The organism is Pseudomonas sp. 24 E 13 (assembly GCF_900004715.1).
Taxonomy (GTDB): Bacteria; Pseudomonadota; Gammaproteobacteria; order Pseudomonadales; family Pseudomonadaceae; genus Aquipseudomonas; species Aquipseudomonas orientalis_A.
This window is the reverse complement of record NZ_CVTO01000161.1, coordinates 48,840-60,107: the sequence shown is the minus strand read 5'-3', so window position 1 is coordinate 60,107 and position 11,268 is coordinate 48,840. Positions and strand designations below refer to the sequence as shown.

Sequence of the window (11,268 nt, the reverse complement as noted above, 5' to 3'; positions counted from 1 at the left end):
TGAGATGATCGTTCCCTCGCTCCGCGTGGGAATGCATCCTGTGACGCTCCGCGTCACCATTGCGCAATTGTCGGATGTTGCGTTGAAAGCAGGACGCAGAGCCTCCTCGGCGGCATTCCCACGCGGAGCGTGGGAACGATCCTTGTACGCCGGCGAGCTCGCGGCCCTTTTTTATGCCATCAGCACAGTCCCTGACGCGTCGCCTCATTCATCGCCTGCACCCGGTTATTCACATCGAGCTTGCCGTAGATATTGCGCAGATGGAATTTAACCGTGGCCTCCGAGGTGCAGCGAATCCTGCTCATCTCCCAAATGGTCTTGCCCTCGGAGGCCCATCGCAGAATCTCCAGTTCCGTCCGGGTGAGGGGTTTGCCGAGCAGACTCAAGCGTCTTCTGATGGCCGTCGGCACGATTTCCAACGGGTGAGACATCTCCTCTGGGCGACTCATTGCTCTCTCCTTTTTATATGCCGATGCGCTGTCACCCTTCGGATTCTTCCTATTGACAGGCGCCATGAACATTGAACAAAGCGAGAGTTACACAACCTGAGCAATGAGAGAGCAAGGCCGAGGCTAAACAGCCAAGCCCTACATGGAATTAGGCTTCTTCCCACAGCAAATTCCAACTTGCCCGGGTTGAACATTTAAAAGATTTGTCTTAGTCGTCCAATTTGCCAGCGTCACGGGCGATGTCACTGCCGGTCAACGTCGGCACCGCGCCCTCGACGGTGTTGAACAAATGCAGCATCACACAATAAGGATGCTCGCCCATGTCGAACCAATGGGGCATCTCGGCAGGCACGATCAGCAGATCGTTCTTCTCACACCGCACGCCGTAGACATACTTGCCAATGCGCAACGAGCACAGCCCCTGGCCAGCGATGAAGAATCGCGCCTGGTCTTCAGCGCAGGTGTGCTCATCCAGGCGTTCGGCCTGCAGCACTTCTTTGGAGTCAGCACCGGTCACGCTGAGCACCTCGGCACGCGCGTAGCCGAGCGCGTCGATCTGCGGCTGATACGCCGCAATCAGTTGCGCCTCGTCGGCGCCCTTTTCGAGTGTGCCGGGCTGCCAGCGTGCAAAGCGCACGCCGTGTTCGGCCAGGGTCGACTGAATGTCGTCGAAGTGGGTCAGCACTTTGTTCGGGGTGTCCGGTGTAGCGAGGTCATAGACGGCGACATAGCTCATTGCACGGTTCCTTGGTTCGGCTCTTGCAATCGAAGGCCAATGATAACGGCGGCAGCCAGGGCCGCGATGCTGGCAATACTGAACGTCAGCGTGGGGCCCAGCAGGTTCCAGCTGTAACCGGCATACAGCGCGCCCAGCGCACCGCCGGTGCCGGACAGCGCGGCGTAAAGCGCCTGGCCCTGGCCTTGCTGGCGATCACCAAAACTGCGCTGCACGAAGGCGATGGCCGCCGCATGGAAACTGCCGAACGTGGCGGCATGCAGCACTTGCGCCAGCAGCAGCACCCAAAAAAATTCGGCAAATGCGCCGAGCAGCAGCCAGCGCAGCGCCGCCAGCAGGAAACTGGCCAGCAGCACCCGGCGCACCGAAAAGCGCGAAAGGATGCGGCTCATGGCCAGGAACATCAGGACCTCCGCCACCACCCCGAGGGCCCACAGCAAACCGATCACGCCACGGCTGTAGCCCAGGTGTTCAAGGTGCAGTGTGAGAAAGGTGTAATAGGGGCCATGGCTCATTTGCATCAGTGCCACACAGGCATAGAACGCCAGCACGCCGGGGTTGCGTAACTGCCGCACAAAGCCGTCCCCGGCCAGGCGTTGGCCGTGGCTGGCGGGCTGCGCATTCGGCACCCACAGGCTGGCGCCGATGATACCGGCCATGATCACCACGACCACCACCGGGTAAATGTCCACGCTCAGCCAGTCGAACAGGCGGCCCATGATCACGACGGTAAGGATAAAGCCGATGGAGCCCCACAGGCGGATCTGGCTGTAGCGCGCCGTCTGGCGCTGCAGATGAGCCAGGGTGATCACTTCGAACTGCGGCAGCACCGCGTGCCAGAAAAACGCATGCAGGGCCATGACCAGGGCCAGCCAGGCGTAGGTCTTGCTGACGAAAATCAACGAGAAACTCAACAGCGTGCACACCGCGCCGAACCGTACGATGGCCAGGCGGCGGCCGGTGTAGTCGCCCAGCCAGCCCCAGAGGTTGGGCGCCACGCAACGCATCAGCATGGGGATGGCCACCAGCTCGCCAATACGCGCGCTGGAGAAGCCCAAGTGATCGAAATACAACGCCAGGAACGGCGCCGTCGCCCCGAGCAGGGCGAAGTAGAACAGGTAGAAACTGGAGAGGCGCCAATAAGGGAGGGCTGTCACTGTCAGCCCGTCACAGCTGGCCCAGCACCGGCGTACTCACCTGCACATCGGCATTCTGACCACGATTGCGCAGCAGGTGGTCCATCAGCACGATAGCCATCATCGCCTCGGCAATGGGTGTGGCGCGGATGCCGACGCACGGGTCGTGGCGGCCCTTGGTAATCACGTCGACCGGGTTGCCGTGCACATCGATCGAGCGGCCCGGCGTGGTGATGCTCGATGTGGCCTTTAGCGCCAGGTGCGCAACGATCGGCTGGCCCGAGGAGATGCCACCGAGGATGCCGCCGGCGTTGTTGCTGAGAAACCCCTGCGGGGTCATCTCATCGCGATGCTCGGTGCCGCGCTGGGCCACGCAGGCGAAGCCGGCGCCGATTTCCACGCCCTTGACCGCGTTGATGCTCATCAGCGCGTGGGCCAGTTCGGCGTCGAGACGGTCGAAGATCGGCTCGCCCAGGCCCGGCTTCACACCCTCGGCCACGACGGTGATCTTCGCACCGACCGAGTCCTGGTCGCGGCGCAGCTGGTCCATGTAGGCTTCCAGCTCCGGCACCTTGTCCGGGTCGGGGCAGAAGAAGGCGTTGTCTTCGATGCTGTCCCAGGTCTTGAACGGGATCTCAATCGGGCCGAGCTGGCTCATGTAGCCACGAATGACGATGCCCTGGGTCGCCAGGTATTTCTTGGCAATGGCACCGGCCGCCACGCGCATCGCGGTTTCACGGGCCGAACTGCGGCCGCCGCCACGGTAGTCGCGCTCGCCGTATTTGTGATGGTAGGTGTAGTCGGCATGGGCCGGGCGAAACAGGTCCTTGATCGCCGAGTAGTCCTTGGACTTCTGGTCGGTATTACGGATCAGCAGGCCGATGGCGCAGCCGGTGGTGCGGCCTTCGAACACCCCGGAGAGAATCTCGACTTCGTCGGGTTCCTGGCGCTGGGTGGTATGGCGGCTGGTGCCGGGCTTGCGGCGGTCCAGATCACGCTGCAGGTCTTGCACAGACAGCTCGAGGCCGGGCGGGCAGCCGTCGACAATGGCGACCAACGCCGGGCCATGGCTTTCGCCCGCGGTGGTGACTGTGAACAGCTTGCCGAAGGTGTTGCCGGACATGCGGAGCGCTCCGTGAAATCAGTTGAATCAAGTCAACCGTAATAACTTAAGGCGGCCAGTATACGCAGGCTAACCGACTAGTTCATCCTCGAAACCTTACCGGTAGACATTGGTCCAACCGGCACCTCTCCAATGATGGCGCGATGATGCTGCGAGTTCTGCTGTTCACCCTCACCCTGTTTACCGTCGCGGCCCAGGCCGCCTCCCCCGTCGTGCTGCAACGGCCCATCAGCCTGGACACCGGCAGCGGCGAGCTGTTTGGCTCGCTGCTGTTGCCGCAGTCCGACCAACCCGTGCCGGTGGTGCTGATCATCGCCGGTTCAGGTCCCACCGACCGCAACGGCAACAGCGCCGACGGCGCGCGCAACGACAGCCTCAAGCGCCTGGCCTGGGTGCTCGCCCGGCACAATATCGCCAGCGTGCGCTATGACAAACGCGGCGTGGCCGCCAGCCTTGCCGCGACCCCGGATGAACGCAACCTGACCCTCGACGCCTACGTGGCCGACGCCGTGGCCTGGGGCACGTTGCTCAAGGCTGACAAGCGCATGGGCCCGTTGATTGTGCTGGGCCACAGCGAAGGCGCGCTGGTTGCCGCCCTCGCTGCGCCGCAGTTGAATCCGGCCGGAGTGATTTCCTTGTCCGGCAGCGCCCGCCCGGTCGACCAGGTGATTCGCCAGCAACTGGCCGATCACCTGCCACCGGCGCTGTTGCTGCGCAGCAACGACATTCTCGACCACCTCAAGGCCGGCCAGGTGGATAACGATGTGCCGCGCCCACTGGAAGGTATTTTCCGACCCAGCGTGCAGCCCTATCTGATCAGCCTGTTTCGCGCCGATCCCTCGGCAGCCTTTGCGCGCTTGAGCATGCCGGCCCTGATCATCCAGGGCACCAACGACATACAGGTCGGCGTGGACGATGCCCGGCAATTGAAAAAGGCCAAGCCCGACGCACAGTTGACCGTGATCGAAGGCATGAACCACGTGATGCGCATCGTGCCCAACAACGTCAAGCAGCAACTGGCGTCCTACAACGATCCGAAATTGCCCCTTGCGGCCGAGTTAGGCGAGCGGATAGCGCGCTTTATCGACGGCCTTGCACCGCGTTAAGCGGCCATTGGCCTCCAGTCCTGGAGAAAACGGCCGATAAGCCCAGAGCCGACAGTAAAAAGACTGTCGGCTCGCAGGGCTTGGACAGGATCGCGCCGCATGACAACCATCGAAGCAACACCCGAACCCACCGCTGACATCCCGGCTGAAGCCGAGGCCGCCGCTGCGGCGGCGCTGCCTTGGGCGGACGTACACGCCGAACATTTCAAGATGCTGCGCCTCGCCCCGTTGGCCATCGACCGTGCGACCGGCGCGCGGCCCTTGCGGTTTGTACAGTTCGGTTACGCCGAGCGCCATGATTCGCATCACAGCCTGTTGCGCCTGGTCATCCAGTTGCCCGGCCAGCGCGTTCGGCGCGAGCAGAACACCCTGGATATCTGGGTGGACCACGATAAACATCGCGTGCACTTCGGCCCGGGCAACAGCCTGGAAATCGAACCGGCCAACCGTGGCCTCGGCCGCTTCCTGGTGGCCCAGGCCGCCGCATGGGCCAAGAAGAAGTGGTCACACTACCGCGTCGATGGCGTCGACCTGGCCAACAAGGACGCGCTCAACGAAGCCACGCGCCTGCGCCGCGACCACTTCCTGCGCGTCCAGGGTTTTGACGTGGCCTATGCCGACGTGCAACACCTCAAGGGCAACGTACAGCCGGGCAAAGTCAGCGATGTGCTGGACAGCTGGAACACCGAGAAAGTGCAATTCGTGGAAATCCTCGAAGCTGCGCAGATGCTGCAACAGGCCGAGCAGAACCTGGCCGAGCAGGAAGTGAAGCTGCGCAAGGAAGAGGAAAAGGTGCTCAAGTTCAAACGCGAAGACAGCGGGCTGCGCTTTACCATCACCTGCCTGGTGGCATTTACCGTGTTTCAGGCGGGGCTGTTGATCTGGATTGCCACGCACCGTTAACAGACTGGAATGCAATCAAATGTGGGAGGGGGCTTGCCCCCGATAGCGATGTATCAGTTAGCAATGCATTTACTGACACTGCCTCACCGGGGCATAGGTATCTACACAACTCAGCAGCGCCCAACCGTAACCACGATGCGAAGCGAGTCGCTCTTGATCTTGATCTGCTTTTGATCTTGATCTCAGGCGCCCCGTCAAACCACGCTGGCCGAACGCAGGCTTGAATCCGTGGGTAACCCGGCAGGACGCCGGGTTAGCCGCCCCGCGCCATGGATGGCGCGTGGCGGCGGCCCACGGATTCAAGCCTGCGTTCGGGCACACCGAGCCTAGGCGAGGTGCCGAGTGGTGGGGCAAGAGCGTTTTGCTTACTTTTGCGCTTTTCAAAAGTGAGCCGCCGTCAGGGCGGAACCCTAAGTGGCCGTTACCGCAGAAACGGATATGTACTCGATCTGATCCAACATCCTGGTCGGCCCAGAGGCCGCCATCGGGGGCAAGCCCCCTCCCACATTTGAGCCAGGATCGACACAAAATCCTGGTCGGCTCTGAGGCCGCCATCGGGAGCAAGCCCCCTCCCACAGTTGGGCCAGGATCGACACAAAATCCCGGTCGGCTCTGAGGCCGCCATCGGGGGCAAGCCCCCTCCCACAGTTGGGCCAGGATCGACACAAAATCCCGGTCGGCCCGGAGGCCGCCATCGGGAGCAAGCCCCCTCCCACATTGACCGAGTTAAACGCGGGCGGCGAAGATTGCCTGATGCTGGCGGCACTGCTCAGCCGTGAGCATGAACACCCCATGTCCACCCCGCTGGAAGTCCAGCCAGGCGAAATCCACTTCCGGGTACAGCGCTTCAACATGCACTTGGCTGTTGCCCACTTCAACGATCAGCAAACCCTTCTCGGCCAGGTGGTCCACCGCTTGGGCCAGCATCCGCCGTACCAGGTTCAAGCCGTCGTCACCGCAAGCCAGGCCCAGCTCAGGTTCGTGCTGGTATTCATCCGGCATATCGGCGAAGTCTTCGGCGTCCACATACGGCGGATTGGACACAATCAGATCGAAGCGCTGACCCGGCAGCCCGTCAAAGCCGTCGCCCTGCACGGTATAGACGCGCTCATCGACGCCGTGGCGCTCGATGTTCTGGTTGGCCACTTCGAGGGCTTCGAAGGACAAGTCACCCAGCACCACCTCGGCCTCGGGGAACTCATAGGCACAGGCGATGCCGATGCAACCGGAGCCGGTGCACAAGTCGAGAATGCGCGCCGGCGGCTGGGCCAGCCAGGGTTCGAAGCGGTTTTCGATCAACTCGCCAATCGGTGAGCGCGGAATCAGCACGCGCTCATCAACGATAAACGACATGCCGCAGAACCAGGCCTCCTTGAGCAAGTAGGCCGTGGGCACGCGGTCATGGATGCGCCGATGCAGCAAACGCTGCACATGGGAAATTTCCTCTTCTTCCAAATTGCAGTCCAGGTAGCTGTCGGCAATTTCCCATGGCAGATGCAGGGCGCCGAGCACCAGTTGCCGGGCTTCGTCCCAGGCATTGTCGGTGCCGTGGCCAAAAAACAGGTCTTCCCCATGGAAACGGCTGACAGCCCAACGGATATGGTCGCGCAAAGTGCGCAGGCGGGAAGTGATCACGGGGCAGACTCCTGGAAAAAACGACTGGCGATTCTAACAGCGTTCATCTGTACCGACGATGTACGAAATACCGCTGCCGCATGTCGGATTTCATCCAAATCCCCCCTAATGACTTAAACAAGCCACCCCCTTGACATGGCTGCACGCCAGCAACGGCGTACCTTACGCGGGTAGCGATTCACAGAACCGCTCAGCCAGTGGACAATGGCGCAAAAGCCCCCCTGACAGGAGCCCCAGAATGTCCGTTCCAAAGACGATGTTTCAAATCAGCGGTCGTGGTTACGCAGCTGCCAACCTTGCCCATGCGACCCTCGTGATCATCGACGCTCAGAAGGAATACCTCAGCGGCCCACTCGCCCTCTCGGGCATGGACGCGGCGGTCGGCAACATCAAGCAATTGGTGACCGCTGCGCGCAACGCCGGACGCCCGATTGTGCATGTGCGCCACCTGGGCACCGTCGGCGGCCTGTTCGATCCGCAAGGCGAGCGCGGCGAATTCATCCCTGGCCTTGAGCCTGAAGGCGACGAAACCATTATCGGCAAGCTGTTGCCCAGCGCCTTTCACGGCACCGGCCTGGAGAAACACCTGCAGGACCTGGGTTCGCTGGACCTGATCGTCTGCGGATTCATGAGTCATTCAAGCGTCAGCACCACGGTACGTGCCGCCAAGAACCTCGGCTTTCGCTGCACCCTGGTGGAAGATGCCTGCGCGACACGCGACTTGCCCTGCAAAGGTGGCGTGCTCAGTGCCGAACATGTGCAGCAAACCGAAATGGCCATCATGGCCGACAACTTCGCGACCCTGGCGTTGACCAAAGATCTGATCTGATCGTCTCTGTGATGAGCGGTGTGCCCATGTTCATTGCCCCGCTCATCCGCAAGGCCTGCTCATTTCGCGCATTTGCCCCGGGCGCAGGAACAACCTGTGTATCTTCCGGTCGAAGGGCCGATACCCTGGAGGAAAGGTCGGAATGAAGATATCCGATGGTTTTGATGCTCGTCGCTTGCGCCCCAAGGGCCCGAGCAATTGGCGTCTGCGCCTGGTGGCGGGCATTGCCGCGCTGCTGGCGATCGTAGGTCTGCTGTTGGCTGGCGCTGGTGGCGCCGGTCTGTTTGGGCATTCGCCGGCACTCGGCGAGCTGAATGCCAGCCCTGGCGGTTCAGCGATCCTGCTGGGGATCGGCCTGTTGGTGCTGTGGTTGGGGGTATGGCTCTGGCGCCGCAGCCGTCGGAAAATGCGCCAGCCGTTGTCGTTGAATATCGCCTCGCACCTGATGAAAAAGCACGACTAATGGCGCTTGGATAGTATTCGACGCGCCGCAGCCGCCGCGATTTAGGTAAACTGCCCGCCCTTCGCGGAGGCTGACATGCAAGACGACGACTTTTCCCTGTTCAAGAACGAGCTGCGCGGCGTCAAGCCGATCAAGCACGACCGCGCCGACACCGGCAAACCCAAGGCTGACCGGGCGCAAATCGCCAAGCTGCGCCAGGCCGCCACCGTGCGCACCGATGCCACCACCGTGGATGGCTTGTCGGATCAGTTCGTGATCGACGTCGGCCCCGAAGATGAATTGATGTGGGCCCGCGATGGGGTGCAGGAAAGCCAGATGCGCAAGCTCAAGGCCGGCCAGATCCCGTTCGAGGGCAGCCTCGACCTGCACGGCATGACCGTGGAAAAAGCGCGGGAAACCCTATGGGCCTTCCTCGCCGAAGCCACCAAGTTCGAAATCCGCTGCGTGCGAGTCACCCACGGCAAGGCCGTGCGGCTGGACGGCAAGCGGCCGATGATCAAGAGCCACGTCAATACCTGGCTGCGTCAGCACACCCAGGTGCTCGGCTTTACCTCCTGCCAGGCCCGCCACGGCGGGGCCGGCGCGGTGTATGTGATGCTCAAGCGCACCATGATGGAGGGGCGCGACGAGTAACCAATAAAAAGCCCAGCACTCAGGCTGGGCTGTCAATCAGGAGGACGGGGCTTTTATTCGCCGGCGAACTCTCTAGCTTTTTTCTCTCTTGCCAGTGAGATGACGGCTTTTTGCATCGTGATTGCAGTATTGGCTGCGCTTCGATAGACCGCCCGCCTCTCCTCTACCGAACAGCTTCGGAAAAAGTCGGACATGGTTGTGGAAGGATATTTTTCTATTGCGTCCGTAATTTCGCCTTTCATGAGGCTACTCCGGTCAATATTTGCTCAAGTTGTTCAGGATGGTAGGGCTGCCTGACCAGTTCGTCAATTTCGTCAGTTGAAAGGTCGATGCCAATCTCGGCGTCGTTCCCATCAGTATTCTTGAGAATCACATCGACCTGGATTTTTTCCAGAAACTCGCGCTTCAATTGGCACACCGTCGCCTTGGATGCATAGAACTGGCGAACGAATTCCACGCAAGGGATGTTCCTGCCTTCAACGGCTTCCCGTGCAAGCACAAATTCCCATGCCAGCTCCGGCTTTTGATACACATACATGATTTGCACTGAGCGGTGTTTCTTGCCGAGCGCACGCTGGATGTTTTTTCGCGCAACGTCGAGATTCGCGAGAGTCCCATCCAGAAGAAATGACTGTCGCTGCTGATAAACGAGGTCGATGGCCCGCTCCACCATAATGGTTACGCCGCGCTGAAACAGGCTCGAATTCGCACCGTTATACTCAGGAAAATAATCCCTGAAGTCGTCAGGGTCGATACGAAGCGTTTTGGCCCCATGCGCCTCCATCAGATTGACAAAGGACTTCGAGACCTCAGTCTTACCGGCGCCAGGAGAACCCGCCATAAAAACCGAGACGGGATATTCTTCACCGGGATAGCGAGTCAAGCAGGCCAAATCCCTGGCAATTCGTGTGCGATTCGCCTTGGCGAAGCCAACGGCACGCTCTGCGATACTTCGTTCCCGTGGCGTCATCACATACTCCTCACTGGAGGCCGACTTTAACATCGGCTTCGTGCGGGAATACACCTGTCGCCGTACCTACGCTACTATGTGCGCCAATCACCAGCGCACACTGCGATATCCGCGCGGTAATAACGCTTCATATTGGTACAGGCATACACCGTACCGCTCTGAAACCCATACGGAAACAGTCCTGTGACATTGGAACAAAACTACACCGCGATTCTCGGCCAACTCGGCGAGGACGTCTCCCGCGAGGGTCTGCTCGACACGCCAAAGCGTGCCGCCAAGGCAATGCAGTACCTCTGCCGCGGTTATGAACAGACGCTCGAAGAAGTCACCAATGGCGCCTTGTTCAGCTCCGACAACAGCGAAATGGTGCTGGTCAAGGACATCGAGTTGTACTCGCTGTGCGAACACCACCTGCTGCCGTTTATTGGCAAGGCCCACGTGGCGTACATCCCGAGCGGCAAAGTGCTGGGCCTGTCGAAGGTCGCGCGGATCGTCGATATGTATGCGCGTCGCCTGCAGATCCAGGAAAACCTCAGCCGCCAGATCGCTGATGCGGTGCTGGAAGTGACCGGCGCCCTCGGCGTAGCGGTGGTGATCGAGGCCAAGCACATGTGCATGATGATGCGCGGTGTGGAAAAACAGAACTCGTCGATGATTACATCGGTGATGCTCGGTGAGTTCCGTGAAAACGCGGCCACCCGCAGCGAGTTTCTCAGCCTGATCAAGTAAACGGCTGTGCAGCAAAAAGCCGGCGTTCATCGCCGGTTTTTTTTCGTCCGTAAAATTCAGGTAAGCTGCGACCCCTTCTCCATGGGCAAGAGGCTTTCAGCCATGTTCGTCAAAGCACTTCGAGTAGGCCTCGGCCAGATCATCATCGCCGGCGACTTCCTGACCCGTCCGCGCAAAAAGCAGCGGCCCGCCGAACAACAGGCGCAGGTGAATGAAGCGGCCAAAGGCCTGACCCTGTATCAGTTCCATGCCTGCCCGTTCTGCGTGAAGACCCGTCGTACCCTGCATCGCCTGAATGTGCCGGTGGCGCTCAAGGACGCGAAAAACAATGCGCAGGATCGCCAGACTCTGCTGGAGCAAGGCGGCAAGATCAAGGTGCCGTGTCTGCGCATCGAAGACAACGGCCAGACTACCTGGATGTATGACTCAAAGGTGATCATTGATTACCTGGACAAGCGCTTCGCCGCGATCTGACAGACCTGCGCAGATCCAATGTGGGAGGGGCGGTGCGACGATTCGACTTGCCCCCGATGGCGGCCTCTGGGCCGACCAGGAT

The 11,268-nt window shown here is 60.7% G+C and carries 14 protein-coding genes; 7 read left to right on the top strand and 7 right to left on the bottom strand.

Annotated features, from left to right (window positions below):
• Positions 1 to 179 precede the first annotated feature (179 nt).
• The 4 genes from BFP90_RS26615 to aroC all read right to left on the bottom strand — a co-directional run bounded on the left by BFP90_RS26615 (position 180) and on the right by aroC (position 3,444).
• The gene (locus BFP90_RS26615) at positions 180 to 449 is read right to left on the bottom strand and encodes a response regulator transcription factor (RefSeq protein ID WP_065887968.1); all 270 of its coding nucleotides are present in this window, start codon (positions 447 to 449) and stop codon (positions 180 to 182) included.
• 208 nt (positions 450 to 657) lie between these two features.
• Entirely contained in the window at positions 658 to 1,185 is a 528-nt protein-coding gene (locus tag BFP90_RS26610) for an acireductone dioxygenase (RefSeq protein ID WP_065898432.1), read from the bottom strand.
• Complete coding sequence (locus BFP90_RS26605; RefSeq protein ID WP_065898431.1) at positions 1,182 to 2,342, bottom strand: MFS transporter; 1,161 nt, start codon at positions 2,340 to 2,342, stop codon at positions 1,182 to 1,184. Before BFP90_RS26605 ends, BFP90_RS26610 begins: the two co-directional genes overlap by 4 nt.
• Positions 2,343 to 2,352: 10 nt before the next feature.
• Positions 2,353 to 3,444: a chorismate synthase gene (gene aroC, locus BFP90_RS26600; protein ID WP_065887965.1), complete on the bottom strand. Its 1,092-nt coding sequence runs from the start codon at positions 3,442 to 3,444 to the stop codon at positions 2,353 to 2,355.
• 143 nt (positions 3,445 to 3,587) lie between these two features.
• Between aroC and BFP90_RS26595 the strand changes: the two genes are divergently transcribed.
• Together BFP90_RS26595 and BFP90_RS26590 are read left to right on the top strand one after the other, a co-directional pair.
• Positions 3,588 to 4,550, top strand: a complete 963-nt coding sequence (locus tag BFP90_RS26595; protein WP_065898430.1) for an alpha/beta hydrolase — start codon at positions 3,588 to 3,590, stop codon at positions 4,548 to 4,550.
• A gap of 99 nt (positions 4,551 to 4,649) precedes the next feature.
• On the top strand, positions 4,650 to 5,453 hold the full coding sequence (locus BFP90_RS26590) for a hypothetical protein (RefSeq protein WP_065898429.1): 804 nt from the start codon (positions 4,650 to 4,652) through the stop codon (positions 5,451 to 5,453).
• Positions 5,454 to 6,179: 726 nt separating this feature from the next.
• On the opposite strand, the gene prmB is transcribed toward BFP90_RS26590, so the two are convergent.
• On the bottom strand, positions 6,180 to 7,088 hold the full coding sequence (gene prmB, locus BFP90_RS26585) for a 50S ribosomal protein L3 N(5)-glutamine methyltransferase (RefSeq protein WP_065898428.1): 909 nt from the start codon (positions 7,086 to 7,088) through the stop codon (positions 6,180 to 6,182).
• Between the two features lie 238 nt (positions 7,089 to 7,326).
• Between prmB and BFP90_RS26580 the strand changes: the two genes are divergently transcribed.
• The 3 genes from BFP90_RS26580 (at position 7,327) to BFP90_RS26570 (ending at position 9,013) form a co-directional block, all read left to right on the top strand.
• On the top strand, positions 7,327 to 7,917 hold the full coding sequence (locus tag BFP90_RS26580; RefSeq protein ID WP_065894014.1) for a cysteine hydrolase family protein: 591 nt from the start codon (positions 7,327 to 7,329) through the stop codon (positions 7,915 to 7,917).
• Between the two features lie 142 nt (positions 7,918 to 8,059).
• Positions 8,060 to 8,380, top strand: coding sequence for a hypothetical protein (locus BFP90_RS26575; protein WP_065887960.1), 321 nt, complete (start codon positions 8,060 to 8,062; stop codon positions 8,378 to 8,380).
• Positions 8,381 to 8,455: 75 nt separating this feature from the next.
• Positions 8,456 to 9,013, top strand: a complete 558-nt coding sequence (locus BFP90_RS26570) for a Smr/MutS family protein (protein WP_057721413.1) — start codon at positions 8,456 to 8,458, stop codon at positions 9,011 to 9,013.
• 53 nt (positions 9,014 to 9,066) lie between these two features.
• Here BFP90_RS26570 and BFP90_RS26565 read toward each other — a convergent pair whose 3' ends face one another.
• Both BFP90_RS26565 and BFP90_RS26560 read right to left on the bottom strand, forming a co-directional pair.
• Entirely contained in the window at positions 9,067 to 9,255 is a 189-nt protein-coding gene (locus tag BFP90_RS26565) for a hypothetical protein (RefSeq protein WP_065887959.1), read from the bottom strand.
• Positions 9,252 to 9,983 (bottom strand): zeta toxin family protein, encoded by a 732-nt coding sequence (locus BFP90_RS26560; RefSeq protein WP_065894012.1) that lies wholly within the window; start codon positions 9,981 to 9,983, stop codon positions 9,252 to 9,254. Before BFP90_RS26560 ends, BFP90_RS26565 begins: the two co-directional genes overlap by 4 nt.
• A 183-nt stretch (positions 9,984 to 10,166) precedes the next feature.
• Here BFP90_RS26560 and folE point away from each other — a divergent pair, with 183 nt between their 5' ends.
• Together folE and BFP90_RS26550 are read left to right on the top strand one after the other, a co-directional pair.
• Positions 10,167 to 10,712, top strand: coding sequence for a GTP cyclohydrolase I FolE (gene folE / locus BFP90_RS26555; RefSeq protein WP_065887958.1), 546 nt, complete (start codon positions 10,167 to 10,169; stop codon positions 10,710 to 10,712).
• A 102-nt stretch (positions 10,713 to 10,814) separates the two neighbouring features.
• A complete protein-coding gene (locus tag BFP90_RS26550) occupies positions 10,815 to 11,186 on the top strand; it encodes a glutathione S-transferase N-terminal domain-containing protein (RefSeq protein WP_065894011.1) in 372 nt (123 codons plus the stop codon).
• The last annotated feature ends 82 nt before the right edge of the window (positions 11,187 to 11,268 follow it).

Coding starts and splice junctions, on each gene's coding strand:
- BFP90_RS26575 (WP_065887960.1), top strand. CDS start 8,060: ATGAAGATATCCGATGGTTTTGATGCTCGTCGCTTGCGCCCCAAGGGC.
- BFP90_RS26580 (WP_065894014.1), top strand. CDS start 7,327: ATGTCCGTTCCAAAGACGATGTTTCAAATCAGCGGTCGTGGTTACGCA.
- BFP90_RS26595 (WP_065898430.1), top strand. CDS start 3,588: ATGATGCTGCGAGTTCTGCTGTTCACCCTCACCCTGTTTACCGTCGCG.
- aroC (WP_065887965.1), bottom strand. CDS start 3,444: ATGTCCGGCAACACCTTCGGCAAGCTGTTCACAGTCACCACCGCGGGC.
- BFP90_RS26550 (WP_065894011.1), top strand. CDS start 10,815: ATGTTCGTCAAAGCACTTCGAGTAGGCCTCGGCCAGATCATCATCGCC.
- BFP90_RS26570 (WP_057721413.1), top strand. CDS start 8,456: ATGCAAGACGACGACTTTTCCCTGTTCAAGAACGAGCTGCGCGGCGTC.
- BFP90_RS26565 (WP_065887959.1), bottom strand. CDS start 9,255: ATGAAAGGCGAAATTACGGACGCAATAGAAAAATATCCTTCCACAACC.
- BFP90_RS26615 (WP_065887968.1), bottom strand. CDS start 449: ATGAGTCGCCCAGAGGAGATGTCTCACCCGTTGGAAATCGTGCCGACG.
- BFP90_RS26610 (WP_065898432.1), bottom strand. CDS start 1,185: ATGAGCTATGTCGCCGTCTATGACCTCGCTACACCGGACACCCCGAAC.
- BFP90_RS26560 (WP_065894012.1), bottom strand. CDS start 9,983: ATGACGCCACGGGAACGAAGTATCGCAGAGCGTGCCGTTGGCTTCGCC.
- BFP90_RS26590 (WP_065898429.1), top strand. CDS start 4,650: ATGACAACCATCGAAGCAACACCCGAACCCACCGCTGACATCCCGGCT.